22 protein-coding genes are annotated in these 25,195 nt (G+C 66.8%); 12 read left to right on the top strand and 10 right to left on the bottom strand.

Going from position 1 to position 25,195, the window contains the following annotated elements:
* Positions 1 to 34 precede the first annotated feature (34 nt).
* Positions 35 to 718 (top strand): hypothetical protein, encoded by a 684-nt coding sequence (locus tag ACZY0B_RS05445; protein ID WP_463763009.1) that lies wholly within the window; start codon positions 35 to 37, stop codon positions 716 to 718.
* A 6-nt stretch (positions 719 to 724) separates the two neighbouring features.
* Here ACZY0B_RS05445 and ACZY0B_RS05440 read toward each other — a convergent pair whose 3' ends face one another.
* Positions 725 to 1,063, bottom strand: coding sequence for a hemophore-related protein (locus tag ACZY0B_RS05440; protein ID WP_463763008.1), 339 nt, complete (start codon positions 1,061 to 1,063; stop codon positions 725 to 727).
* A gap of 501 nt (positions 1,064 to 1,564) precedes the next feature.
* Between ACZY0B_RS05440 and uvrC the strand changes: the two genes are divergently transcribed.
* From uvrC to ACZY0B_RS05415, 5 genes are all read left to right on the top strand, one after another.
* A complete protein-coding gene (gene uvrC, locus ACZY0B_RS05435) occupies positions 1,565 to 3,520 on the top strand; it encodes an excinuclease ABC subunit UvrC (RefSeq protein ID WP_463763007.1) in 1,956 nt (651 codons plus the stop codon).
* Positions 3,517 to 4,461, top strand: a complete 945-nt coding sequence (gene rapZ, locus ACZY0B_RS05430) for an RNase adapter RapZ (protein WP_463763006.1) — start codon at positions 3,517 to 3,519, stop codon at positions 4,459 to 4,461. Before uvrC ends, rapZ begins: the two co-directional genes overlap by 4 nt.
* Entirely contained in the window at positions 4,458 to 5,531 is a 1,074-nt protein-coding gene (locus ACZY0B_RS05425) for a YvcK family protein (protein ID WP_463763005.1), read from the top strand. The genes rapZ and ACZY0B_RS05425 overlap by 4 nt, the downstream gene beginning before the upstream one ends.
* A complete protein-coding gene (whiA, locus tag ACZY0B_RS05420) occupies positions 5,528 to 6,505 on the top strand; it encodes a DNA-binding protein WhiA (RefSeq protein WP_463763163.1) in 978 nt (325 codons plus the stop codon). Before ACZY0B_RS05425 ends, whiA begins: the two co-directional genes overlap by 4 nt.
* 117 nt (positions 6,506 to 6,622) lie before the next feature.
* A complete protein-coding gene (locus ACZY0B_RS05415; protein ID WP_463763004.1) occupies positions 6,623 to 8,011 on the top strand; it encodes a WS/DGAT/MGAT family O-acyltransferase in 1,389 nt (462 codons plus the stop codon).
* 4 nt (positions 8,012 to 8,015) lie between these two features.
* On the opposite strand, the gene ACZY0B_RS05410 is transcribed toward ACZY0B_RS05415, so the two are convergent.
* The 3 genes from ACZY0B_RS05410 to ACZY0B_RS05400 are packed head-to-tail and all read right to left on the bottom strand — an operon-like array spanning position 8,016 to position 11,653.
* Entirely contained in the window at positions 8,016 to 9,281 is a 1,266-nt protein-coding gene (locus ACZY0B_RS05410) for an alpha/beta hydrolase fold domain-containing protein (RefSeq protein ID WP_463763003.1), read from the bottom strand.
* Complete coding sequence (gene fadD12, locus ACZY0B_RS05405) at positions 9,278 to 10,909, bottom strand: acyl-CoA ligase FadD12 (protein ID WP_463763002.1); 1,632 nt, start codon at positions 10,907 to 10,909, stop codon at positions 9,278 to 9,280. Before fadD12 ends, ACZY0B_RS05410 begins: the two co-directional genes overlap by 4 nt.
* Positions 10,910 to 10,912: 3 nt before the next feature.
* Positions 10,913 to 11,653, bottom strand: a complete 741-nt coding sequence (locus tag ACZY0B_RS05400) for a 1-acyl-sn-glycerol-3-phosphate acyltransferase (RefSeq protein WP_463763162.1) — start codon at positions 11,651 to 11,653, stop codon at positions 10,913 to 10,915.
* Positions 11,654 to 12,093: 440 nt separating this feature from the next.
* On the opposite strand from ACZY0B_RS05400, the gene ACZY0B_RS05395 reads away from it, so the two are divergent.
* The 6 genes from ACZY0B_RS05395 (at position 12,094) to ppc (ending at position 19,019) form a co-directional block, all read left to right on the top strand.
* Positions 12,094 to 12,591 (top strand): hypothetical protein, encoded by a 498-nt coding sequence (locus ACZY0B_RS05395; protein ID WP_463763001.1) that lies wholly within the window; start codon positions 12,094 to 12,096, stop codon positions 12,589 to 12,591.
* 217 nt (positions 12,592 to 12,808) lie between these two features.
* Entirely contained in the window at positions 12,809 to 13,828 is a 1,020-nt protein-coding gene (gene gap / locus ACZY0B_RS05390) for a type I glyceraldehyde-3-phosphate dehydrogenase (RefSeq protein ID WP_463763000.1), read from the top strand.
* A 2-nt stretch (positions 13,829 to 13,830) separates the two neighbouring features.
* Positions 13,831 to 15,069, top strand: coding sequence for a phosphoglycerate kinase (locus ACZY0B_RS05385; RefSeq protein WP_463762999.1), 1,239 nt, complete (start codon positions 13,831 to 13,833; stop codon positions 15,067 to 15,069).
* Positions 15,066 to 15,851 carry a triose-phosphate isomerase gene (gene tpiA / locus ACZY0B_RS05380; RefSeq protein ID WP_463762998.1) on the top strand — a complete coding sequence of 262 codons (786 nt, stop codon included), beginning with the start codon at positions 15,066 to 15,068 and terminating at the stop codon, positions 15,849 to 15,851. Before ACZY0B_RS05385 ends, tpiA begins: the two co-directional genes overlap by 4 nt.
* A gap of 53 nt (positions 15,852 to 15,904) precedes the next feature.
* Entirely contained in the window at positions 15,905 to 16,138 is a 234-nt protein-coding gene (gene secG / locus ACZY0B_RS05375) for a preprotein translocase subunit SecG (RefSeq protein WP_463762997.1), read from the top strand.
* Positions 16,139 to 16,211: 73 nt separating this feature from the next.
* Positions 16,212 to 19,019, top strand: coding sequence for a phosphoenolpyruvate carboxylase (ppc, locus tag ACZY0B_RS05370; protein ID WP_463762996.1), 2,808 nt, complete (start codon positions 16,212 to 16,214; stop codon positions 19,017 to 19,019).
* Here the strand turns inward: ppc and ACZY0B_RS05365 are convergent.
* From ACZY0B_RS05365 to tal, 6 genes are all read right to left on the bottom strand, one after another.
* A complete protein-coding gene (locus ACZY0B_RS05365) occupies positions 19,003 to 20,301 on the bottom strand; it encodes a cytochrome P450 family protein (RefSeq protein ID WP_463762995.1) in 1,299 nt (432 codons plus the stop codon). The genes ppc and ACZY0B_RS05365 overlap by 17 nt on opposite strands.
* A 3-nt stretch (positions 20,302 to 20,304) precedes the next feature.
* Positions 20,305 to 20,703 carry an ATPase gene (locus ACZY0B_RS05360; protein ID WP_463763161.1) on the bottom strand — a complete coding sequence of 133 codons (399 nt, stop codon included), beginning with the start codon at positions 20,701 to 20,703 and terminating at the stop codon, positions 20,305 to 20,307.
* A gap of 175 nt (positions 20,704 to 20,878) precedes the next feature.
* Positions 20,879 to 21,628, bottom strand: a complete 750-nt coding sequence (gene pgl, locus ACZY0B_RS05355) for a 6-phosphogluconolactonase (protein WP_463762994.1) — start codon at positions 21,626 to 21,628, stop codon at positions 20,879 to 20,881.
* Complete coding sequence (gene opcA, locus ACZY0B_RS05350) at positions 21,625 to 22,536, bottom strand: glucose-6-phosphate dehydrogenase assembly protein OpcA (protein WP_463762993.1); 912 nt, start codon at positions 22,534 to 22,536, stop codon at positions 21,625 to 21,627. The genes pgl and opcA overlap by 4 nt, the downstream gene beginning before the upstream one ends.
* A complete protein-coding gene (zwf, locus tag ACZY0B_RS05345) occupies positions 22,533 to 24,077 on the bottom strand; it encodes a glucose-6-phosphate dehydrogenase (protein WP_463762992.1) in 1,545 nt (514 codons plus the stop codon). Before zwf ends, opcA begins: the two co-directional genes overlap by 4 nt.
* The gene (gene tal / locus ACZY0B_RS05340; protein WP_463762991.1) at positions 24,074 to 25,195 is read right to left on the bottom strand and encodes a transaldolase; all 1,122 of its coding nucleotides are present in this window, start codon (positions 25,193 to 25,195) and stop codon (positions 24,074 to 24,076) included. The genes zwf and tal overlap by 4 nt, the downstream gene beginning before the upstream one ends.

Below are 25,195 nucleotides of genomic sequence, written 5' to 3'. Positions count from 1 at the left end.
ACCGCGAGCGTCGAGATTGTCGTAGGATCGGCCGATGACAGGTCAATTGCGTTCGGCCGCAGCATCGGTTCTGGTCGCATTGACGCTGTGTGCGTGCACCACATCGGTCGGCGGCCGGGCGATCCGAGCCCCCGAACAGTCGCCGTCCGGCCCTGCGACGTCCACCTCACCAGCGCAAGGGCGGATTCCGGCGCGCGACTTGCTGCTGCAGGACGGCGACACCACTCCGCTCGGTGTGGCGACAGCGATTCCGGTGGGTGACAGCTACTTCACCAGCGTGCAACCGGCCGAATGCGCTGCGGCACTGCTGTTCAAGGATTCACCGGTGCGGCCGGCGCGCGCGTCGGACCACGCCGAATCGGGATACCGGGTCAACGGACCGGCGCTCTACGCCGAATCGGTTGACGTCTACGACAAGAAGTTGGATCCGCATGAGGTGGTGTGGAAGGGCTTCGGCGCCGTGTCGAAATGTCACGGGGACGCCGTCGGTCACGCCCCCCTCGGGGACGCTCGGCCGATGCGGCTCAGTTCTTTCGGCACACCGTCGAGCGGTGTCTTGGTGTGGACCATGACCCGTCCGGATTGGAACTGCGATTACGGACTGGTCGTGGTCCCGCGGACGACCCTGCTGCTATCGGCCTGCGATTTCAAACCCGGCTTTCCGATGGCGGACTGGGCGGCGAAGCGAAGAGCCCAGTTGGACAGCCGGCCGATCTGACGCTTCTCAGTAGTTCTTGCAGTCGGTCATCATCTGCTTGAAGATCGGGAACGCCTGGTCAGCTCCCGGGTTGTTCTGGATAGCCTTCAGCAGGTTCACCCGCTGGTCCGGCGACGAAGCCATGAATGTCTGCAGAAATTGCAGGTTGGGCGGCGACTGGTCCAGGTACTGGGCGGCCATCGGGTTTTCCGCGTGCACTGCCCGCATCGCCTGGTCATACGTGCAGGTGGTGTTGACCATCGGGCTGATATCGGGAGTCGCTGATGCGACCCCCGCCCCCGCGCTCAACGACACTGCCAGACAGCCAATCCCTACGGCCAGTCCGGTCAACGGTCGTTTGCTCATGTGAAGCTCCCTCCAACTGTTGCACCCACTCTAGCGCCACAGCTAACACGGTGCTTATCCCGAACCGAGGCCTCCCAAACCGTCGGCCTCGCCCGCGCCGGCCTCCGCGGCGGTTCGCCGGCGCGCTGATCTGCGGTTCAGCGGTGGGGTGAGCTGCACTTCAGCTGCCGGGATTCTCGGTGCTCGGGGACCTGCTGCGCGGCATTATCGGCATGCTCGGGCCGTCGCTCGAGCAATCGTCGGCGAGTGTAGTCGGCCTTGCCGCCGGTTGGGCGCACTTGCTGGCGAACATGACCAGGGCTTGGCCCGCCCGGTATGGAGCCTCGGTGACAAGTACGGGATCGCTCGGCAACGGCGAAATTGCCCCGTCCCGGCCGGTAACCCGCCGCCAACAATGCGTTGAGTTCCGCGGCCGCCGAAGTGCGTCAGGCGGCACAGTTCAGCGGCGCGGCAGCCCGCAGCCGTCCACGGCATGACGGAAGGGGCTACTAGCCTGGATGCGTGCCAGATCCCGCCACGTATCGTCCCGCTCCCGGATCCATTCCGGTCGAGCCGGGCGTCTACCGGTTCCGGGACACGCACGGTCGCGTGATCTACGTCGGGAAAGCCAAGAGCCTGCGCAGCCGGCTGACGTCGTACTTCGCCGACATCGCTAATCTGCATCCGCGCACCCGGCAGATGGTGACCACCGCGGCCAAGGTCGAGTGGACGGTGGTGAACACCGAAGTCGAGGCGTTGCAGCTGGAATACAACTGGATCAAGGAATTCGATCCACGTTTCAATGTCCGCTACCGCGACGACAAGTCCTACCCGGTGCTGGCCGTGACCCTCAATGAGGACTTTCCACGGCTGATGGTCTATCGCGGCCCGCGGCGTAAGGGGGTGCGCTATTTCGGCCCCTACTCGCACGCGTGGGCGATCCGGGAGACGCTGGATCTGCTCACCCGGGTGTTTCCCGCGCGAACCTGTTCGGGCGGAGTATTCAAGCGGCACAAGCAGATCGACCGTCCGTGTCTGCTCGGTTACATCGACAAATGTTCGGCGCCCTGCATCGGCAGGGTCAGCGCCGAGCAGCATCGCCAAATCGTCAACGACTTCTGCGACTTCCTGTCCGGCAAGACCGACCGGTTTGCCCGCGAGCTGGAGCAGCAGATGCAGGTGGCTTCGGACGAACTCGATTTCGAGCGGGCGGCACGGCTTCGTGATGACATCGGCGCGCTGAAGCGGGCGATGGAGAAACAGGCCGTGGTGTTCGGCGACGGTACCGACGCCGACGTCGTGTCGTTCGCCGACGACGAGCTTGAGGCGGCAGTGCAAGTGTTTCACGTCCGCGGTGGCCGGGTCCGCGGTCAGCGCGGGTGGATTGTCGAAAAGTCTGCTGACCCAGGTGATTCGGGCGAAGAGCAGTTGGTCGAGCAGTTCCTCACGCAGTTCTACGGCGACCAGGCGGAGCTGGGCGGTGCTGCCGACGAAGCCGCCAATCCGGTTCCGCGCGAGGTGCTGGTGCCGTGTCTGCCGTCCAACGCCGACGAGTTGGCGAGCTGGCTGTCCGGGCTGCGCGGATCTCGGGTTGCGCTGCGGGTGCCGCGCCGCGGCGACAAGCGGGCGCTGGCCGAAACCGTGCAGCGCAACGCGAAAGAGGCACTGCAGCAACACAAGCTGAAGCGAGCCGGCGACTTCAACGCCAGATCGGCTGCACTGCAGAACATTCAGGACGCGCTGGGGTTGGCCGATGCGCCGTTGCGGATCGAGTGTGTCGACGTCAGCCACGTGCAGGGCACCGACGTGGTGGGCTCGCTGGTGGTATTCGAGGACGGCCTGCCACGTAAGTCCGACTACCGGCACTTCGGGATCCGGGAAGCCGCAGGTCTCGGCCGCTCCGATGACGTCGCCTCCATCGCCGAGGTGACCCGCCGTCGCTTCCTGCGCCACCTGCACGACCAGGGTGACCCGAATATGCTTTCCGCGGAGGGCAAATCACGCCGGTTCGCCTACCCGCCCAACCTCTACGTCGTCGACGGCGGCGCACCCCAGGTAAACGCGGCCAGCGCCGTTCTCGAGGAGCTCGGCGTCACCGACGTCGCGGTGATCGGCCTGGCCAAGCGACTGGAAGAGGTGTGGGTGCCGTCGGAGCCGGATCCCATCATCCTGCCGCGCAACAGCGAGGGACTTTATTTGCTGCAGCGCGTCCGTGACGAGGCGCACCGGTTCGCGATCACCTACCATCGCAGCAAGCGATCCAAGCGAATGACCGCGTCGGCGCTGGATTCGGTGCCAGGATTGGGAGAACATCGCCGCAAGGCGCTGGTCACTCACTTCGGATCGATAGCCCGCCTCAAGGAGGCCACCGTCGACCAGATCACTGCCGTCCCGGGTATCGGCGTGGCAACGGCCGCGGCCGTCCTGCAGGCGCTGCGAGAACCCGAGCAAGCCGGCCAACCGGGAGCCTCGGCATGACGGGCCACTTCGGGGACGGCGAGCAGCGGCCCGGTGCCGTGCACGCGGAGCTGGCCGACGGCCGCGCGGGTGACGCCGCGGGGATCGACGTCGTTCTGGTCACCGGCTTGTCGGGGGCCGGGCGGGGGACGGCGGCGAAAGTGCTCGAGGACCTCGGCTGGTACGTCGCCGACAACCTGCCACCCCAGCTGATCACCCGGATGGTGGATTTCGGGCTGGCAGCCGGATCGCGGATCACCCAGCTCGCCGTGGTGATGGACGTCCGGTCGCGCGGATTCACCGGCGACCTCGACGAGGTACGCAACGAATTGGCCACCCGCAACATCAACCCGCGCGTGGTGTTCATGGAGGCCTCCGACGACATGCTGGTGCGTCGCTACGAACAGAATCGGCGCAGCCACCCGCTGCAGGGCCAGCAGACGCTGGCCGAGGGCATCGCGGCCGAGCGCCGGATGCTGGCACCGGTGCGCGCCACCGCGGACCTGATCATCGACACCTCGACGCTGTCGGTGCGGGGCCTGCGGGAAAGCATCGAGCGGGCGTTCGGTGGCGAGGCGAGCGCGACGACGAGCGTCACGGTCGAGTCGTTCGGCTTCAAGTACGGCCTGCCGATGGACGCCGACATGGTGATGGATGTGCGCTTTCTGCCGAACCCGCACTGGGTCGACGAGTTGCGGCCACTCACCGGGCAACATCCGGCGGTGCGCGATTACGTGGTGGGCCAGCCCGGCGCGGCGGAGTTTCTCGACGCTTACCATCGGTTGCTATCTCTGGTTGTCGACGGCTACCGCCGGGAGGGCAAGCGCTACATGACGGTCGCGATCGGCTGCACCGGCGGCAAGCACCGCAGCGTCGCGATCGCGGAGGCATTGATGCAGTTGCTGCGGACCGATCAACAACTGTCGGTGCGGGTGCTGCACCGGGACCTGGGCCGCGAATGAGCCCGCCACAAAGCGAGGGCATCGTCGCGATGGGCGGCGGACACGGCCTGTATGCGACGCTGTCCGCGGCGCGCCGGCTGACCCCCTACGTCACCGCCGTGGTGACCGTCGCCGACGACGGCGGCTCCTCGGGCCGGCTGCGCAGCGAATTGGACGTGGTGCCGCCGGGAGATCTGCGAATGGCGTTGGCGGCGTTGGCATCTGACAGCCCGCACGGGCGACTGTGGGCGACCATCCTGCAGCACCGGTTCGGCGGCACTGGGGCGCTGGCCGGACATCCGATCGGCAACCTGCTGCTGGCCGGCCTGTCCGAGGTGCTGGCCGATCCGGTCGCCGCCCTCGACGAGCTGGGGCGCATCCTCGGCGTCAAGGGCCGGGTGCTGCCGATGTGCCCGATCGCGCTGCAGATCGAGGCCGACGTGTCCGGCCTGGAGGCCGACCCCCGGATGTTCCGGCTGATCCGCGGTCAGGTCGCGATCGCGACCACACCGGGCAAGGTGCGGCGGGTGCGCCTTCTACCGCCGGACCCGCCGGCGACCCGGCAGGCTGTCGACGCGATCATGGCCGCAGACCTGGTGGTGCTGGGGCCCGGATCGTGGTTCACCAGCGTGCTGCCGCACGTGCTGGTCCCGGAGCTGGCCGCGGCGCTGCAGGCCACCTCGGCCCGTCGTGCCCTGGTGCTCAACTTGGTCGCCGAACCTGGAGAGACTGCCGGTTTCTCGGTGGAGCGTCATCTGCATGTATTGGCCCAGCACGCGCCCGGATTCACTGTCAACGACATCATCATCGATGCCGATCGAGTGCCCAGTGAGCGCGAACGCGAGCAACTGCGCCGCACCGCGACCCTGCTAAAGGCCGAGGTCCACTTCGCCGATGTGTCCCGACCTGGTACACCTTTACATGATCCGGGCAAGCTTGCGGCGGCCCTGGACGGGGTCCGAACGGGCCGCACGGGTCCGGCAGCGCCTTCGGCGAAGGCCACCGCAGAGATTCGGGTTGACGGTGAAAGTTCAACGACGGGCGTGAACGGACCGGCTGGCGGACCAAGGGGTGACGACGCGTGGCGATGACGACCGAAGTCAAGGACGAGCTGAGCCGCTTGGTAGTGAAATCGGTCAGCGCGCGTCGAGCCGAGGTCACCTCCCTGCTGCGCTTCGCCGGTGGGTTGCACATCGTGGGTGGCCGCGTGGTCGTCGAGGCCGAGGTGGACCTGGGCAACATCGCACGCCGGCTGCGCAAGGACATCTTCGACCTCTACGGCTACAACGCGGTGGTGCATGTGTTGTCGGCCAGCGGGATTCGCAAGAGCACCCGGTACGTGCTGCGGGTCGCCAACGACGGTGAGGCGCTGGCCCGCCAGACCGGGCTGCTCGACATGCGGGGCCGCCCGGTGCGCGGTCTGCCGGCGCAGGTCGTCGGCGGCAGCACCGGGGACGCCGAAGCCGCGTGGCGGGGTGCCTTTTTGGCGCACGGGTCCCTGACCGAGCCCGGACGTTCGTCGGCGCTGGAGGTCAGCTGCCCCGGCCCGGAGGCGGCGCTGGCGTTGGTGGGTGCGGCGCGGAGGCTCGGGGTCAGTGCCAAGGCCCGGGAGGTGCGCGGTGCCGATCGCGTGGTGGTGCGCGACGGCGAGGCGATCGGCGCGTTGCTGACCCGGATGGGCGCCCAGGACACCCGGCTGATCTGGGAGGAACGCCGGATGCGTCGCGAGGTCCGGGCGACGGCCAACCGGCTGGCCAATTTCGACGACGCCAACCTGCGCCGCTCGGCACGGGCCGCGGTCGCGGCGGCGGCCCGGGTGGAGCGGGCGCTGGAGATCCTCGGCGACACCGTTCCCGATCATCTGGCCACGGCCGGCAAACTGCGCGTCGAGCACCGGCAGGCTTCGCTGGAGGAGCTGGGTCGGCTTGCCGACCCCCCGATGACGAAAGATGCTGTGGCAGGCCGTATTCGGCGTTTGCTGTCGATGGCCGACCGCAAGGCGAAGGTGGAAGGCATCCCCGACACCGAGTCGGCAGTGACGCCTGACCTGTTGGAGGACGCTTGACGACCGTGGGGGTACCGCCCAGCCGCTGAGCGGCGAGGGGGATGGATATGGGGGGCGCGGGGTGGGATTGTTGCGGATAGCGCGACGCGATTTGCTGGCGAGGACTACGGTCGTCGCATGAAGCGGCTTTCGAGCGTTGATGCGGCGTTTTGGTCTGCGGAAACTGCGGGCTGGCACATGCATGTGGGTGCGTTGGCGATCTGTGATCCCAAAGATGCGCCCGACTACAGCTTTGAGCGACTCCGGGAGCTGATCATCGAACGGCTGCCGGAACTGCCGCAGCTGCGCTGGAGGGTCAGCGGTGCGCCGCTGGGCCTGGACCGCCCGTGGTTCGTCGAAGACGACGACCTCGACATCGACTTCCACATCCGCCGCATCGGCGTGCCCGCGCCCGGCGGGCGCCGCGAGCTCGAAGAGTTGGTCGGCCGGTTGATGTCCTACAAGCTGGACCGGTCCCGACCGCTGTGGGAGATGTGGGTGATCGAGGGCGTCGAGGGCGGCCGGATCGCATCACTGACGAAGATGCACCACGCCATCGTCGACGGGGTCTCCGGTGCCGGGCTGGGCGAAATCCTGTTGGATGTGACGCCGGAACCGCGTGCGCCGCAACAGGAAACGGTGGGATCGCTGGTCGGAAGTCAAATTCCCGGCCTGGAGCGGCGCGCGGTGGGCGCACTGATCAACCTCGGCGTCAAGACGCCGTTCCGGATCGCCCGACTCGTGGAGCAGACAGTGCGCCAGCAGGTCGCCGCACTGGGCCTGTCCAGCAGGCCGCCGGGCTACTTCGAAGCGCCGAAAACCCGGTTCAACGCATCCGTCTCGCCGCACCGCCGGATCACCGGCAGCCGGGTCGAGCTGGCCCGGGTCAAGGCCGTCAAGACCGCGTACGGTGTCAAGCTCAACGACGTGGTACTGGCACTGGTGGCCGGCGCCGCCCGCGAGTACTTGCAGAAACGTGGCGAACTGCCCGCCAAACCGCTCATTGCGCAGATCCCCGTGTCCACCCGCACCGACGACGACAAAAGCGATGTCGGCAACAAGGTGAGCTCGATGACGGTATCGCTTGCCACCAATATTGAGAACCCCGCCGAGCGGCTGCGCGCCATCCACGAAAGCACGCAAAGCGCCAAGGAAATGGCCAAGGCGCTGTCGGCGCATCAGATCATGGGGCTCACCGAGACCACGCCACCGGGGCTGCTGCATCTGGCCGCACGCGCGTACACGGCCAGCGGGTTGTCGCGAAACTTGGCACCCATCAACCTGGTTGTGTCCAACGTGCCCGGCCCGCAGTTCCCGCTGTACATGGCGGGCGCGAAACTGGACATGCTGGCGCCGCTCGGACCGCCGGTCATGGATGTCGCCCTGAACATCACGTGCTTCTCCTACCAGGACTCGCTGGACTTCGGCTTCGTGACGACGCCGGAGATCGCCAATGACATCGACGACATGGCCGACGCGATCGAACCGGCGCTGACCGAACTTGAGAAAGCGATAGAGTCGGGCTAGGCGGTCAGTCGCGGGGCGGATACGTCGTCGCGTACACCCAGGACAAGAACCGCGCCACGGCCTCGGCCGATTGATTCGCACGCGGGGAGCCGAAGATGTCGAAAGCGTGCTGGGCGCTGGGCAATTCGGCGTATGCGACGGGCGACTTCGACACCGACCGCAGTTCCTGGACGAACTCGCGCGATTCGGTCACCGGGATGAGTGAGTCGTCGGTTCCGTGCAACACGAAAAACGGTGGTGCGTCGGCCCGTACATACCGGATCGGTGAGGCATCCATATAGATGTGCGGGTGGGTGCTGAGTTTCCGTTTGACCACTAATCTTTCGAGCACCTCGACGAATTGGGCGCGTCCCGGCTCATCGGTGGAATACCAGTCGTAGCGGCCGTAAAACGGCACGGCCGCCACCACCGAGGTGTCGGACCCTTCGAAGCCCGGCTGGAATTTGGGGTCGTTGGGGGTCAGGGCCGCCAGCGCCGACAGGTGGCCACCGGCCGAACCGCCGCTGATCGCAACGAAATTCGGGTCGCCGCCATAGGCCGCAATGTTCTCCTTGACCCAGGCCAGCGCCCGCTTGACGTCGACGATGTGGTCGGGCCAGGTGTGCTGCGGAGCGACGCGATAGTTCATCGACACGCAGACCCAGCCGCGCGAAACCAGGTGGCTCATCAAGGGATACGCCTGCGGGCGGCGCCAGCCGATCATCCACGCTCCGCCGGGTACCTGCAGCAGCACCGGCGCCTTGCCGTCGCGGGGTAGGTCGCGGCGGCGCCAGACGTCGGCCAAATTGGACCGCCCATGCGGTCCGTAGCTCACGATGTTCTCTTTCTCGACGAAGCGACGCCGGGCCGCGGTGGTGCGCAGCGGCGGGTTGCGTCGGCCCCTGCGCGTCGGCTCGGCAGGCAGGGCTTTCAGCTCCTCGGCGTAGTCGGGGCCGAGCTGTTCGGTCAGGCCGGATTCCAGCACCGGGCCCGCGGTGGTCGCACCGCGGTAGCCGATTACCCCGAGGATCGCCCAGGACACGGCCGTCAGCGCCAGCGCCGCTTTGCCTTTCGGCCCGGCGAAGTCGCCGCGGCGGGCGCGCCGCGCGGCATCCAGGATGGAGGCACCCGCGTACAGTCCCGGCACCTCCGAGGTCGGCCAGCCAAACCAGAACACCGCGATCGAGGCGTAGGGATTGCGGCTGACCGGATGTAATCCGTTGGTGGCGTTGAGTAATTCGACTGCTGCGCGCAGTAGCGGCCGAGGGCGGCGGCTTCGCCGGATCTTCATGTGCCTCCCACCCGTGATTGCAATTCGGTGCGCACGATCTTGCCGGTGCTGCTGCGGGGCAGCTCCTCGAGAACCGAAATCTCGCGCGGCACCTTGTAATTGGCCAGGCTGTCGCGGACGTGTTGTTTGAGCGTGTCGGGCGTCGCGGTCGAGCCGGGCCCGAGCACCACGAACGCGGCCAGTCGCTGGCCGTACTGCTCGTCGTCCACGCCGATCACCGCGGCCTCGGCCACCTCCGGATGCGCGGCAAGGGTTTTCTCCACCTCGATCGGGTAGACGTTCTCGCCGCCGGAGACGATCATCTCGTCGTCGCGGCCCACGACGAACAGCCGTCCGTCCTCATCGAGATAACCGACGTCGCCCGACGACATGAACCCGGCGTGGAAATCCTTGCTCTTGCCGGAGGTGTAGCCGTCGAATTGGGTGTCGTTGCGGACGTAGATGGTGCCGACCTCACCGGTGGGCATTTCGTTGAATTCCGGGTCCAGGATTCGGATTTCGGTTCCTCCAGCCGGCCGGCCGGCGGTGTCGGGCGCGGCACGCAGGTCCGCCGGCGTGGCCGTGGCGATCATGCCCGCCTCGGTCGCGTTGTAGTTGTTGTAGATCACGTCGCCGAACTGATCCATGAACGCGGTCACCACGTCGGGCCGCATCCGCGAACCCGACGCCGCGGCGAATCGAAGGGAGCGCCCGCTGTAGCGGTTTCGGACGTCGTCGGGCAGGTCCATGATGCGGTCGAACATCACCGGGACCACGGCCAGGCCTGTCGCCCGGTGGCGGTCGACGAGATCCAGCGTGGCCTCCGGGTCGAACTTGCGCCGGGTGACGATCGTGCACGCCATCGATGCGGCGAAGATCAACTGTGAGAAACCCCACGCGTGGAACATCGGGGCGACGATCACGATCGTCTCCTCCGCACGCCACGGCGTGCGGTCCAGGATCGCCTTGAGGGTGCCGATCCCGGCGCCGCCGCCGGACTGCTTGGCGCCCTTGGGACTTCCGGTCGTCCCTGAGGTCAGCAGGATCATCTTGCCCTTGCGGCCGGTGCGCTGCGGCTGCTGCCCGAGGTGGTCGGTGATGAGTTTCTCGACGGTCTCCTGCTGCGGCCGGTCGGTCCAGGCCACGATGCGGGTGGCGTCCGGTTTGTCGGCCAGCGCGCGGTCCACCGTCGCGGTGAACTCTTCGTCGTAGATCGCGGCGTCCACGCCTTCGCGGTTGACCACTTCGGCCATCGCCGGCCCGGCGAACGAGGTGTTCAGCAACACGACGTCGGAGCCGATCCGATTGGCGGCCACCACCGCCTCGACGAAGCCGCGGTGATTGCGGCACATGATCCCGATGACCTTCGGCTGGCCGGACGCCAAGCCCTGCAGTGCGGCCGCCAGGGCGTTGATCCGCTCGTCGAGCTGCCGCCAGGTCAGCGTTCCGAGTTCGTCGATCAGGGCCGGACGGTCCGGGCAGCGCTGTGCGGCGCCGGCGAAACCCACCGTCATGCCCATGCCTTCGCGACGCATCGCCGCGGCCATCTTCAGGTAGCGGTCGGGTCGCATCGGCGCGATCATCCCGGCGCGTTGCAGCGTCGCCACGACGCCCAAGACGCCGCGAGCCTGGTCGAGGGGAGATGGCATGCGTCAGCCCAGAATCGGGAAGCGACGCTTGGCGGCGAGGTCTTTGAGGGCTTGCTGCATCACCGAGCGCACGTGCTCGTCGACCGCGTCGATGTCGGGGTCCTCGCCGAATTGCGCGGTGATGTCGATCGGTTCCAGCACCTGAGTGATGATCTTGGTGGGCAGCGGGACATTCGGTGGGACGACCGCGCTGAACCCGAATGGGAAGCCGAACGAAACCGGCAGGATGGCGCTGCGCAGCAGGCGCTTGATGCCCAGGCGCTCGGCCAGCCAGGTGCCGCGGGTCAGGTACAGCTGGGTCTCCTGGCCGCCGATGGACACCGCCGGAACGATCGGTACGCCGGCCTCGATCGCCGTGCTGACATATCCCTTGCGGCCGTTGAAGTCGATGACGTTCTCCGCCGCCGTCGGCCGGTAGGCGTCGTAGTCACCGCCGGGAAAGACGACCACCACGCCGCCGGAGCGCAACGCTTTGGCGGCGTTCTCCCGGTTGGCCCGGATGTAGCCGGTCCGCCGGAACAGCCCGCCCGTCACGCCCATGAACAAGATGTCGTGGCTCAGCGTGTAGACCGGCCGCTCGTAGCCGAACTTGTCGTAGAAGTCGACGCTGAAGATCGGGACATCCATCGGGAACATTCCGCCGGAGTGGTTGCCGACCACCAGAGCGCCGCCGGGCGGGAAGGAGTCCAGGCCGTGCACCTCGGAGCGGAAATACCGCTTCAGCACCGGGCGCAACACACCCATCAGGCGCTGGGTCAGCCCCGGGTCGAATTGGCCGATCTCGGGGTCGTCACCATGGGTATCGCCCACTTCGCTCACCGATGCCCCCTTGTGGCTTCCTGCGAGAGTTCCCGCGTTGAGTCCCTAGATGGTAGCTAGGGCGTTGGATTGGACGGCTAACAGGCAAACACTCTCAGCTTGGCGCCGGGTCGGTGGCGTCGACGACCGGGCTTGGCGCCGCGGTCGAGCCGGACGGAAAGCCGTGGTCGCTTCGCGCAGTGTGACGCAGGCCATGGACCGACGCCGGCCTGTGGTCAAGGCCTCTGAGTGCCGGAAGTAATCACCCACTGCGAGTGACCGACCTGTCGCTTATTCTGTGCTAGCAAAAGCGACCTAGATGTCGCGCCGAAGCATATGGCGCAGGCCACATTCCGGGAGTTATTGTTACCGCTCAGAATACCGAAATGCCAGTTGAGAGAGAAACGATGGACTTCGCTGGTTTGTCCGAGGAGCCGGAGGCACTCCCGGTGGCGCCGCACCGGTCGAGTGGTGCCCGTGACCGACGCGGGCGTACGGCTCACGGCGCCGCGGTCCGTCCCGTCCCGGGGCATGTTCATCAAGCAGGATCGCTGACCGCGAACCGGCCTGCCGCGGCTGTTGATCGCGCCGCACATGCCGCTGATAACGCGGATCAGCGCCAGGCCGACTATTTTCTGCGTCTGCTCACCCAGAACCGCCGGCTGATCGACCAGCGGATCGGCGGCTACCACAAGGCGATCGCCGTCGCGGAGGCCAAAGGCGACGCCGAAAGCGCGTGCGTCTTCCGTCGCACGGCGCGCCTCGAAGAGCAGGACCGCAAAGCTCTCGACCGCCTGATCGAAAACCTGCAGCGCCGATTTGTGGTGCAGCCCACAGCCGAGGATCAGCCGCTCCAGCGAGGGTCGCGGCTGGTGATCCGGTAGGTCCACAACAACCTGACTCTTTGCGCTCGGCCTGACCTGGTCGGCGTCATCTAGCTCGGCGTTTGCCCCGACGGCCCGCAGCTTGAATTCAAAAGCACCCGGGCACAGCGTCCTCGACGGTCCGGGACTCTTACCGGCCCCGCAACGTTGCTACTACTGATCTAGGCTGACGGCCAGGGGTTCACCACCAGACTCAGGAAAGACGAGGGAGACACAAGTGACAGTCCGAGTAGGCATCAACGGCTTCGGTCGAATCGGACGCAATTTCTACCGTGCGTTGCTGGCCCAGCAGGAGCAGGGCGGAGCTGACATCGAGGTGGTGGCGGTCAACGACATCACCGACAACAGCACGCTGGCGCACCTGCTGAAATTCGACTCCATCCTGGGCCGGCTGCCCCACGACGTCAGCCTCGAGGGCGAGGACACCATCGTGGTGGGCCCGGCGAAAATCAAGGCGCTCGAGGTCCGCGAGGGCCCGGCGGCGCTGCCCTGGGGTGACCTGGGCGTCGACGTCGTCGTCGAATCCACCGGTCTGTTCACCAGCGCGGCGAAGGCCAAGGGCCACCTGGACGCCGGCGCCAAGAAGGTCATCATCTCGGCGCCCGCCACCGACGAAGACATCACCATCGTGCTGGGCGTCAACGACGACAAGTACGACGGCAGCCAGAACATCATCTCCAACGCGTCGTGCACCACGAACTGCCTCGGGCCGCTGGCCAAGGTTCTCAACGACGAGTTCGGCATCGTCAAGGGCCTGATGACCACCATCCACGCCTACACCCAGGACCAGAACCTGCAGGACGGGCCGCACAAGGATCTGCGCCGTGCCCGGGCCGCCGGGCTGAACATCGTGCCCACCTCCACCGGTGCGGCCAAGGCCATCGGCCTGGTGCTGCCGGAACTGAAGGGCAAGCTCGACGGGTACGCGCTGCGGGTGCCGATTCCCACCGGGTCGGTCACCGACCTGACCGCCGAGCTGCGCAAGTCCGCCAGCGCCGACGAGATCAACGCCGCGATGAAGGCGGCGGCCGAGGGCCCGATGAAAGGCATCCTCAAGTACTACGACGCGCCCATCGTCTCCAGTGACATCGTCACCGACCCGCACAGCTCGATCTTCGACTCCGGCTTGACCAAGGTGATCGACAACCAGGCGAAGGTGGTCTCCTGGTACGACAACGAGTGGGGTTACTCCAACCGTCTCGTTGACCTGGTCGCGCTGGTCGGCAAGTCGCTCTAACCGTGGGCGTTCCAAACCTCGAAGACCTTCTGTCCGAAGGCATTTCGGGTCGTGCGGTGCTGGTGCGCTCCGATCTGAACGTGCCGCTCGACGACGCCGGTGCGATCACCGATCCGGGCCGGATCACCGCGTCGGTCCCGACGCTGAAGGCGCTGCTGGACGCCGGCGCCAAGGTGGTGGTGACCGCGCACCTGGGCCGCCCCAAGGACGGTCCCGACCCGAAGCTGTCGCTGGCGCCGGTCGCGGCCGCGCTGAGTGAGCAGCTGGGCCGGCACGTGCAGCTGGCCGGCGACGTGGTCGGTGCGGATGCTTTGGCGCGTGCCGAGGGTCTGACCGACGGCGACATCCTGCTGCTGGAGAACATCCGTTTCGACCCGCGCGAGACCAGCAAGGACGACGACGAGCGGCTGGCCCTGGCCAAGCAACTGGCCGAATTGGTGTCGCCGGGAGGGGCTTTCGTCTCCGACGGCTTCGGGGTGGTGCACCGCAAGCAGGCCTCGGTATACGACATCGCCACGCTGCTGCCGCATTACGCCGGAACCCTGGTGGCCGAGGAGATCGAGGTGCTCGAGAAGCTGTGCAGCTCGACCACCCGCCCCTACGCCGTCGTGCTCGGCGGGTCGAAGGTGTCCGACAAGCTCGGCGTCATCGAATCGCTGGCGACGAAAGCCGACAGCATCGTGATCGGCGGCGGGATGTGCTTCACTTTCCTTGCCGCGCAGGGATATTCGGTAGGGAAATCGCTGCTGGAAGAAGGCATGGTCGAGACCTGCCGCCGGCTGCTGGACACCTACGCCGACGTGCTGCGCTTGCCAGGCGACATCGTGGTGACCGAGCAGTTCAGTGCCGATTCGCCACCACAGTTCGTGGCCGCCAACGCGATTCCGGACGATCTGATGGGTCTGGATATCGGTCCGGGTTCGGTCAAGAGGTTCGCCACGTTGCTGTCCAACGCCCGGACGGTGTTCTGGAACGGTCCGATGGGCGTCTTCGAATTCCCGGCGTACGCGGCGGGCACCAAGGGCGTCGCCGAGGCGATCGTCGCGGCGACGGGCAAGGGCGCGTTCAGCGTGGTGGGCGGCGGTGATTCCGCGGCCGCGGTGCGTGCGCTCGGGATCCCCGAGGACGATTTCTCGCACATATCCACCGGCGGTGGCGCATCGCTGGAATACCTGGAGGGTAAGACGCTACCCGGCATCGAGGTGTTGGGTCGCCCGCAGCCGAGCGGAGGACAGTCGTGAGCCGCAAGCCATTGATCGCCGGCAACTGGAAGATGAACCTCAACCACTTCGAGGCCATCGCGCTGGTGCAGAAGATCGCATTCGCGTTGCCGGACAAGTACTTCGACAAGGTGGACGTCACGGTGCTGCCGCCGTTCACCAACCTGCGCAGCGTGCAGACCCTGGTCGACGGGGACAAGCTGCGGTTGACCTACGGCGCCCAGGACCTGTCGCAGCACGACTCCGGCGCCTACACCGGAGACATCAGCGGCACCTTTCTGGCCAAGCTGGGCTGCAGCTACGTCGTCGTCGGCCACTCCGAGCGGCGCACCTACCACAACGAGGACGACGCGCTGGTCGCCGCCAAGGCCGCCGCCGCGCTCAAGAACGGCCTGACCCCGATCGTGTGCGTCGGCGAGCATCTCGATGTGCGGGAGGCCGGCGAGCACGTAAGCCACTGCGAGAAGCAGGTGCGTGAGTCACTGGCCGGACTGTCGGCCGAGCAGATCGGCCAGGTCGTCATCGCCTACGAACCGGTCTGGGCGATCGGGACCGGGCGGGTGGCCAGCGCCGGGGATGCCCAGGAGGTCTGTGGGGCGATCCGCCGGCAGCTGGGGGCGCTTTCGTCACCCAAGGTCGCCGAGACCGTGCGGGTGCTCTATGGCGGCTCGGTGAACGCCAAGAATGTCGGCGAGATCGTCGCGCAGGAAGACGTCGATGGCGGCTTGGTCGGGGGAGCGTCGCTGGAAGGTGAGCAATTCGCGACCCTGGCGGCCATCGCCGCCGGCGGGCCCCTTCCGTAGCAGCTCCGAGCGTCGGTTACGGCTGCTCGAACCGCACCAGGTAGGGTGGCCGCATGCAATTGGGCCTGCAAATCACCCTGGTGGTCACCAGCGTTCTGGTGGTCCTGCTGGTGCTGCTGCACCGCGCCAAGGGGGGCGGCCTGTCGACGCTGTTCGGCGGTGGCGTGCAGTCCAGCTTGTCCGGGTCGACCGTGGTGGAGAAGAACCTGGACCGGCTGACGGTGTTCGTCGTCGGCATCTGGCTGGTGTGCATCGTCGGCATGGCGTTGCAGATCAAATACAAGTGACATTGCTCAAGTAGCGCTGACCCACTGACCTCTCGGCGGGCGCACCACACGATCCGCACTGATACTGGGACGCATGGTTGAGGTTTCTGACGCCGCGCTGGCGCCTATCGGTGCAGTGCAGCGGACCCGGGTCGGGCGCGAGGCGACCGAGCCGATGCGCGCCGACATCAGGTTGCTCGGCACCATCCTCGGCGACACCGTGCGCGAACAGAACGGTGACGAGGTATTCGACTTGGTCGAACGTGCCCGCGTCGAGTCCTTCCGGGTGCGTCGCTCGGAGATCGATCGGGACGAGATCTCGCACATGTTCGACGGCATCGACATCCACCAAGCCATCCCGATCATCCGGGCGTTCAGTCATTTCGCGCTGCTGGCCAACGTCGCCGAAGACATCCACCGCGAGCGCCGGCGTCATGTTCACGTCGACGCCGGCGAACCACCGCAAGACAGCAGCCTGGCCGCCACCTACGCGAAACTGGATTCCGCAGAGCTGGATTCGGCCACCGTGGCCGCGGCCCTGCGGGGCGCGCTGGTTTCTCCGGTAATCACCGCCCACCCCACCGAGACCCGCCGGCGCACCGTCTTCGTCACTCAGCACCGGATCACCGAGCTGATGCGACTGCACGCCGAGGGCCTTCGCGAGACCAGCGACGGCCGCAGCGTCGAGCGCGAGTTGCGCCGCCAGGTCCTCACGCTCTGGCAGACCGCGCTGATCCGGCTCTCCCGGCTGCAGATCACCGACGAAATCGACGTCGGCCTGCGCTATTACCAGGCCGCGTTGTTCGAGGTGATCCCACAGGTCAACGCCGGGGTTCGCGACGCGTTGCGCGCCCGATGGCCCGACGCCGAACTGCTCTGTGGCCCCATCCTGCAGCCGGGCTCGTGGATCGGCGGGGACCGCGACGGCAACCCGAACGTGACCGCCGCCATCGTGCGGCGGGCCACCGGCAGCGCCGCGTTCACCGCGCTGGCGCATTACCTGTCCGAGCTCACCGAGCTCGAGCAGGAACTCTCGATGTCGGCGCGATTGATCACCGTCACAACCGAATTGACGGAGCTGGAGCGCAGTTGCCCGGAACAGGCCAGGACCGACGAGCCGTATCGGCGGGCCGTGCGGGTGATTCGCGGCCGGCTCAGCGCGATCGCCGCCCAGATCCTGGATTCCGAACCGCTGCACTTGCTCGACCTGGGTCTGCAGGCGTACGCCACACCGGACGAACTGCGGGCCGATCTCGACGTCATCGACGCTTCATTGCGGACCCACGGCGGCGCGCTGCTGGCCGAGGATCGGCTGGGCCTGCTGCGAGAAGGCGTGCACGTCTTCGGGTTTCATCTGAGCGGCCTGGATATGCGGCAAAACTCCGACGTGCACGAAGAAGTGGTCGGCGAGCTGCTGGCCTGGGCCGGCGTGCACGCCGACTATCGTTCGCTGCGCGAAGACGAGCGAGTCGAGCTGTTGGTCGGCGAGTTGAGTACCAGGCGCCCGCTGCTGAGCGACCGCGCCCGGCTGTCCGAGCTGGCCCACCAGGAATTGAGTGTGGTCGAGGCCGCCACGCACGCCGTCAAGCGTTACGGTCCGGCGGCGGTGCCCAACTACATCATTTCGATGTGCCAGTCCGTGTCGGACGTGTTGGAGGCCGCGATTCTGCTCAAAGAAGCGGGGCTGCTGGATGTCTCCGGGCCGGAACCCTATTGCCCGATCGGCATTTCCCCGCTGTTCGAGACGATCGACGATCTGCACAACGGTGCCGAGATCCTGCACGCGATGCTTGAGCTCCCGCTGTATCGGGCGTTGGTGGCGGCCCGGGATGACAGCCAGGAAGTGATGCTCGGCTACTCCGACTCCAACAAGGACGGCGGATATCTGACCGCGATCTGGGCGGTCTACCGAGCCGAGCTGGCGCTGGTCGAAGTGGCCCGCAAAACCGGAATTCGATTGCGGCTCTTCCATGGCCGCGGCGGCACCGTCGGGCGCGGCGGCGGACCCAGCTACCAGGCCATCCTCGCGCAGCCGCCCGGGGCGGTGAAGGGTTCGCTGCGGCTGACCGAGCAGGGTGAGGTGATCGCCGCCAAGTACGCCGAACCGCTTTCGGCGCAACGGAATCTGGAGAGCCTGGTGGCGGCGACTTTGGAGTCGACGCTGCTGGATGTGGAGGGCCTCGGCGACGACGCCGAGCCCGCCTACGCGGTGCTCGACGAGATCGCCGCGCTGGCACGACACGCGTATTCCGAATTAGTCCACAAGACACCGGGTTTCGTGGAGTATTTCAAAGCCTCCACACCGGTCAGTGAGATCGGGTCGTTGAATATCGGCAGCCGTCCGACGTCACGCAAGCCCACCGAGTCGATCGCGGACCTGCGCGCCATTCCGTGGGTGCTGGCGTGGAGCCAGTCGAGGGTCATGCTGCCCGGCTGGTACGGCACGGGGTCGGCATTCGAGCAGTGGATCGCGGCAGGACCCGAAAGCCAAAGCGAGCGGGTCGAAGTCCTGCACGACTTGTATCACCGTTGGCCGTTCTTCCGCAGCGTGTTGTCGAACATGGCGCAGGTGCTGGCCAAAAGCGACCTGGGGCTGGCGGCGCGTTACGCGGAATTGGTGGCCGATGAGTCGTTGCGGCGCAGGGTGTTCGACAAGATCGTCGACGAGCACCAGCGGACGATCGCGATGCACAAGCTGATCACCGGTCACGACGACCTGCTGGCCGACAATCCGGCGCTGGCCCGTTCGGTGTTCAACCGCTTTCCGTATCTCGAGCCGCTGAATCACCTGCAGGTCGAGTTGCTTCGGCGCTACCGCTCGGGCGACGACGACGAATTGGTGCAGCGCGGCATTCTGCTGACGATGAACGGGCTGGCCAGCGCGCTCAGGAACAGCGGCTGACGTAGTCGACCCGGCACGGGCCCGCCGCTCGCGCCACGCCACCGATCTGGGCCGCGACGGGTCGGGGATGTGCCGTCCAGTGCGGCGTCATCAGGTACTTGCCCAGCAGGTGAGTCATGGCCGCCGTCATGGCCGACAGCGAGAACGGTTGGGCGGGGCACGAGTGCTTGCCGTGCCCGAACGCCGTCACCAGCATGGGCGAAGGCAGAGCATCCTTTTCGGTCAGGTGGTGCCGCGTCCACCGATCGGGATCCCACCGCGCCAGGCCCGGCGCCGCCGAGGTGTTGAGCAACGGCAGCAACGTGGCGATGGTCCAGCCCGGCGGCACTTGGTAGGTGATCTCGCCGGTGTCGAGCGAGACTTCAGACAGCACGCTGCGGCTCATGATCGAGCGTTGCGCCATGCGAATCGACTCCAGTGCGCAGCTCTGCGCAAAAGCATTGTCGCCCAACAGGACTCGTTCTAGTTGACTCGGGTGCTCGAGCAGGTCGACCAAAGCCCAGCCCAGCGCGGCGGCCAGGTTCGACATGGACGCGATGTGGACCAGGGCGACATCGAGCGCGATTCCGTGCAGTCGGGAGTGCTGCGATTCCGACGCCCAGGCCGCGACGATCCTGCCGAAGAGGTCGTGGTCCTGGCTGTCGCCGTCGTCGAATCTGCGCACCGCGCCGGCGATGGCGTCGGCGATCTCGTCGAGCGCCGCGCGCTCGGCACGCTTGTCCGTTGCCGCCACCGCCGCCATCCGATCGGGGTGCACGAACGCGTCGGAGCCGTCCAGGGTGTCGAAGGCGCGCACCAGACGCTCGAAGGCCGCACCGTCGGCCGATCCGGGTCCCGCCCACGAGGCCAGCCCCATCCGATGGCCGAGCCGTCGCATCAGATCGAAGACATCGACCGAACCCGCAGCTCCCAGCTCGGTCGTGGTCTGCTCGAGCGCGCGATCCAGGTTGGTCAGATAGCCGGCCACGTCGTCGCGGCGGAACAGCATGTTCGGCAGCGTGCGACGGCCGGCGAAGATGTCGTCGGGCAGCTTGCGCCGCAGCATCAGGTAGTCCGCGACGCCTTTGCTGGCGGTCTCCTCGGTCAGCGCGTAGAACGATTCGACGCCGGTGGGCGAGAAGGTGAACAGATAGCGGTCGCCGCCGCTTGTCACGGCGAAGGTGTCGCCATGTTCTGCGCGGGCCGCGGCGATCACCGCGACCGCGTCGGTGACGGGGACGTCCCACGGCAGACCGGTGCCGTCGGCGTAGGGCGGTGCGGGCACCGGGTGGGCGCCGGTCACGATCTACTGCGTCGTCCGGTTCCGCAGCCGGTCCACCACACCGCGCACCGCGTGCTCGGTCAGCGATAGCGGCGACATGACCGTCTCGCCCACGCTCACGATGTAGTCGATGCGCTTGACGATCGCCTCCACCGGCTCGACCACCGCGATGAGTCGTTTGGCGAGCTCGTCGAGGTTTTCCAGCGTTCCTTCCAGATGGTCCAGGCCGCCCTCCAATCGCTCGACCGTGCCGTTCAACCGGGTCAGGGAACTGCTCAGCTCGTTCATGGTCCTGCCGAGGCCGTCGAGAACGTCCTCGACCTGCTCGACCGTCTTGTCGGCGTTCAGAGCCGCCTGAGTGAGGGTTTTGATCCGATTTCGCTCAGGTCCATTGCGCGCCGTTCGGTCTGCCATGACGGTAATTATGACCGGGACGGAACCGGGGAAAACCTCGAAGCATCGAATTGGATGTGCAGAGGCGACAGTGTGACGGTGGCGGGCGGGACCGATTGACCCGGGGCTGCGGGTGTGAGGTCACCCGGCGACTGGGCGATTACGCGGCCGGCTATGCCGACCGCAAGGCCGAGCGGTCGGGGTCCTAGTCCGACGCGGGAAGCTTGGCGGCGGCGTCCTCGTCGAGCAGCCACAGCGTCGTCTCGAGCCCAACGGCGCCCGCGGCCGGTATCGCAACCGGCGGGGCACCGCCGATGGCGGCGGCCGCCGCATCGCCCTTGGCGGCCCCGGACACCATCAGCCATACCTCGCGGGAACGCCGGATCGCCGGCAGTGTCAGGGTGATTCGCTGCGGCGGCGGTTTGGGGGAGTCGTCGACGGACACCACCATGCGGATGGTCTCAAGCACCGCCGCGGTGTCGGGGAACAGTGAGTTGATGTGACCCTCGGGGCCCATGCCCAGCAGGTGGACATCGAAACTCGGAACCTGCTCGCCGGGTTCGGCATTGGCCGCCAACAGCTGTTCGTAGGCCAGCGCCGCGGCGGCGAGATCGCTGCCGAATTCGCCATCACTGGCGGCCATCGGGTGAACGTTACTCGACGGGATGTCGATGTGATCGAGCAATGCCTCCCGCGCCTGCTTCTCGTTGCGCTCGTCGTCGTCCTCGGGAACGTAGCGCTCGTCGCCCCAGAACAGGTGAACCTTCGACCAGTCGATCTGCTCGCCTTGGGTGCGCAGATATTTCAACAACCCGATCCCGTTGCCGCCGCCGGTCAGGACGATCTGGGCGCGCCCGCGTGCCGTCACGGCGGCCAGGATGGTGTCGACCAGCCGGCCGCCCGCGGCCTCGACCAAGATTTCGCTGTCCGGGAAGATCTCTACGACGTTGCTCATGCGTACTGCACCTTATCGATTCCTTGGAGCGCGGCGAAGTAGATGGCATCGGCATCCAACCGCCGCATGTCTTCGGCCAGGCAGTCGCGGGTTTCCCTGCGCGCCAATGGAACTAACGCATCCGGGCGCCCGGTCCGGCTCAGCGTGGCCGTCGTGCCCTCCTGCGGCCGGCTCAGCGTGATGGTCTCGGATTTGCGTTCCAGCTCGACCTTGAGCTCGCCGACGACCCGGCGCACGGGCCCGTCGATGCAGCTGGCCAGCCAGCCCGCCAGCACGTCCAGGGCGGGTTCGTCTCTCAACCCGGAAACCAGCGCCGATTGGATCGGCTCGTGCGGCTTCTGGTCCACCGCGGAGACGAGCAGCGCTCGCCAGTAGGTGATACGGGCCCAGGACAGATCCGTGTCACCGGCGGTGTATCCGGAAAGCCGCCCCTTGATCGCCGCCAGTGGGTCCTCGCCGTTGGTCGCATCGGTGATGCGCCGAATTGCCAGCTTGCCCACCGGGTCTTGCGCGGGCACGGCCGGGGCCGCGCACGGCCACCACGCCAGCACCGGGATGTCGGCAAGCAGGAAGGGAGTGACAACGCTTTCCGCATGATCGGCCAGCGGCCCGGAGAGCCGTAGCACCACCACCTCCCCGCCGCCGGCGTCGCTGCCGAGCCGGACCTGGGCATCCAGCCGGGACTCTGTGGCGTCGGCGTTCCCGGATGCCACCACGATGACCCGGCTCGGGTGTTCGTGCGTGGCGGCGTTGGCGGCCTCGATGGATTCTTCGAGCAGGGTGTCGTGGTCAGTCTTGATGATCAGCGTCCCCACCCGGCCCATCGTGACGACACCGGCATCTTCGCGCAGTTCGTCGAGCTTCTTGTTGACCGCGGTGGTGGTGGTCTCCAGCAACTCGACAATCATGGCCGCCGCCATTCCCGGCCGGTCCGGTGCAACATCGCGAAGGCCGATGCGGGCCCCCAGGTGCCCGACTCATACGGGTCGGGCTTGCCGTGAGTCGCCCAGTGATCGAGGACGGGATCGAGTATCTGCCAAGCCAATTCAACCTCCGCGTTCACCGGGAACAGGGATGGCTCGCCCAGCAGCACGTCCAGGATCAGCCGTTCATAGGCCTCCGGCGAATCCTCGACGAACGCCGAGCCGTACGAGAAGTCCATGTTGACATCGCGGACTTCCATCGCACTGTCCGGGACCTTGGAGCCGAACCGCAGGGTGATTCCTTCGTCGGGTTGGACCCGGATGACCAGGGCGTTGCTGCCGAGTTCGTCGGTCATGGTGGCATCGAACGGCAGATGGGGCGCGCGCTTGAAGACCAGCGCGATCTCGGTCACCCTGCGGCCCAGTCGTTTTCCGGTGCGCAGATAGAACGGCACCCCGGCCCAGCGGCGGGTATCCACCTCCAGGCTGATGGCGGCGAACGTCTCGGTCACGGAGTCCTTGGCGAAGCCCTCCTCGTCGAGCAGGCCGACGACCTCTTCGCCGCCCTGCCAGCCGGCCGCGTATTGGCCGCGACTGCTGGTCTCGTCGAGCGGCTCCGCCAGTCGGGTGGCCGAGAGGACTTTGATCTTCTCGGCCTGCAACGCCAACGGATTGAAGCTGACCGGCTCCTCCATCGCGGTCAGCGCCAGCAACTGCATCAAGTGATTCTGGATCACATCCCGGGCCGCGCCGATGCCGTCGTAGTAACCGGCCCGCCCGCCCAGGCCGATGTCTTCGGCCATGGTGATCTGGACGTGGTCGACATAGTGCGCGTTCCAGATCGGATCCCATAGTTGGTTGGCGAACCGCAGGGCCAGGATGTTCTGCACCGTCTCCTTGCCGAGATAGTGGTCGATGCGGAACACCGACTCCTCGGGGAAGACGGAGTTCACCACATGGTTGAGCTCGCGGGCGCTGTCCAGGTCGTGGCCGAACGGCTTCTCGATGACGACCCGGCTCCACCTGTCCTCTTGCGGGCGGGCCAATCCGGACTTGTGCAGTTGTTCGCACACCACCGGGAACGACTTGGGCGGGATCGCCAGGTAGAAGGCATGATTGCCGCCGATACCGCGCTCGGCGTCCAGCTTTTCCAGCGTCTCGGCCAGCCGTGTGTACGCGTCGTCGTCGTCGAATTCGCCTCGGACGAAACGCAATCCATCGGCCAGCCGTTCCCATACCGCTTGGCGAAACGGAGTACGGCAGTGTCCCTTGACGTCGTCGTGTATTACCTGGGCGAAGGCGTCGTGATCCCAGTCGCGACGGGCGAAACCCACTAGCGAGAAGTTGGGCGCCAGCAATCCGCGGTTGGCCAGGTCGTAGATGGCCGGTACCACTTTTTTGTGCGCCAGGTCGCCGGTGACACCGAACAGCACCAACGCGCTCGGGCCCGCGATTCGGGGGAGTCGCTTATCGTCCTTGTCCCGCAATGGGTTACGCCATTGCGCGCCATCAGCGCTCGGCGTCATTTGGCAGTGGAGCTCAGCTGCTTTTGTGTCTCGTCCAGCAGCTCGGTCCAGGATTCGACGAACTTCTCCACGCCTTCGTTCTCCAGGACCAGGAACACGTCGGTGAGGTCGATCCCGACCGCCGAGAGCTTGTCGAACACGCCCTGAGCCTCGGCGGCAGTGCCGCGGATCGTGTCACCCGAGATGACACCGTGGTCGGCGACGGCGTCAATCGTCTTCTCCGGCATGGTGTTCACGGTGTTGGCGGCGACCAGCTCGGTGACGTAGAGGGTGTCGGAGTAGTCCGGGTTCTTGACACCCGTCGACGCCCACAGCGGGCGCTGCACCCGGGCCCCGTCGGCCTTGAGCGCCTGGTAGCGCTCGCCGCCCTCGAAGACCTCCTGATACGCCGCGTACGCCAGCCGGGCGTTGGCGACACCGGCCAGGCCGCGCAGATCCAGCGCCTCGGAGGAACCGATCTTTTCCAGTCGCTTGTCGATTTCGGTGTCCACGCGGGATACGAAGAACGAAGCCACCGAATGGATCTTCGAGAGGTCGTGTCCCGCCTCGCGCGCCTTCTCCAGGCCGGCCAGGTAGGCGTCCATCACCTCGCGGTGCCGTTCGACGGAGAAGATGAGCGTGACGTTGACCGAAATCCCTTCCGCCAGAGTGGCGGTGATGGCCGGTATGCCGGCCTTGGTGGCGGGGATCTTGATGAACAGGTTCGGCCGGTCGACGATCTTCCACAGCTCGACGGCCTGTGCGGCGGTCTTGTCGGTCTCGCCGGCCAGCCGTGGGTCGACCTCGATGGACACTCGTCCGTCGATCCCGTCGGAGGCTTCCCACTCGCGCTTGAGCACGTCGCAGCCGTTGCGGACATCGTCGGTGGTGACGGTGCGAATGGTCGCGTCGACGTCGGCGCCGCGTTCGGCCAACTCCGCGATCTGGCCGTCGTAGGCGTCGCCTTCGGCGAGCGCTTTCTGGAAGATGGACGGGTTGGTGGTCACGCCGACCACACTCTTGGTGTCGATCAGCTCCTGCAGGTTGCCGGACTGCAACCGCTGGCGCGACAAGTCATCCAGCCAAACGGATACTCCCGCGGCGGACAGCGCCGCCAGGTTGGGGTTCTGAGTGCTCAT

It is taken from the genome of Mycobacterium sp. IDUB_19 (assembly GCF_055419445.1).
Note: the sequence above shows the minus strand (reverse complement) of the source record. Positions and strands in the feature narration are given on the sequence as shown.

Coding starts and splice junctions, on each gene's coding strand:
- ACZY0B_RS05400 (WP_463763162.1), bottom strand. CDS start 11,653: ATGGGTGTGTTGCGCCCGGTGCTGAAGCGGTATTTCCGCTCCGAGGTG.
- opcA (WP_463762993.1), bottom strand. CDS start 22,536: ATGATTGTCGAGTTGCTGGAGACCACCACCACCGCGGTCAACAAGAAG.
- ACZY0B_RS05445 (WP_463763009.1), top strand. CDS start 35: ATGACAGGTCAATTGCGTTCGGCCGCAGCATCGGTTCTGGTCGCATTG.
- ACZY0B_RS05410 (WP_463763003.1), bottom strand. CDS start 9,281: ATGAAGATCCGGCGAAGCCGCCGCCCTCGGCCGCTACTGCGCGCAGCA.
- rapZ (WP_463763006.1), top strand. CDS start 3,517: ATGACGGGCCACTTCGGGGACGGCGAGCAGCGGCCCGGTGCCGTGCAC.
- ppc (WP_463762996.1), top strand. CDS start 16,212: ATGGTTGAGGTTTCTGACGCCGCGCTGGCGCCTATCGGTGCAGTGCAG.
- ACZY0B_RS05395 (WP_463763001.1), top strand. CDS start 12,094: ATGCCAGTTGAGAGAGAAACGATGGACTTCGCTGGTTTGTCCGAGGAG.
- ACZY0B_RS05440 (WP_463763008.1), bottom strand. CDS start 1,063: ATGAGCAAACGACCGTTGACCGGACTGGCCGTAGGGATTGGCTGTCTG.
- whiA (WP_463763163.1), top strand. CDS start 5,528: ATGACGACCGAAGTCAAGGACGAGCTGAGCCGCTTGGTAGTGAAATCG.
- ACZY0B_RS05425 (WP_463763005.1), top strand. CDS start 4,458: ATGAGCCCGCCACAAAGCGAGGGCATCGTCGCGATGGGCGGCGGACAC.
- tal (WP_463762991.1), bottom strand. CDS start 25,195: ATGAGCACTCAGAACCCCAACCTGGCGGCGCTGTCCGCCGCGGGAGTA.
- secG (WP_463762997.1), top strand. CDS start 15,905: ATGCAATTGGGCCTGCAAATCACCCTGGTGGTCACCAGCGTTCTGGTG.
- zwf (WP_463762992.1), bottom strand. CDS start 24,077: ATGACGCCGAGCGCTGATGGCGCGCAATGGCGTAACCCATTGCGGGAC.
- ACZY0B_RS05415 (WP_463763004.1), top strand. CDS start 6,623: ATGAAGCGGCTTTCGAGCGTTGATGCGGCGTTTTGGTCTGCGGAAACT.
- pgl (WP_463762994.1), bottom strand. CDS start 21,628: ATGAGCAACGTCGTAGAGATCTTCCCGGACAGCGAAATCTTGGTCGAG.
- fadD12 (WP_463763002.1), bottom strand. CDS start 10,909: ATGCCATCTCCCCTCGACCAGGCTCGCGGCGTCTTGGGCGTCGTGGCG.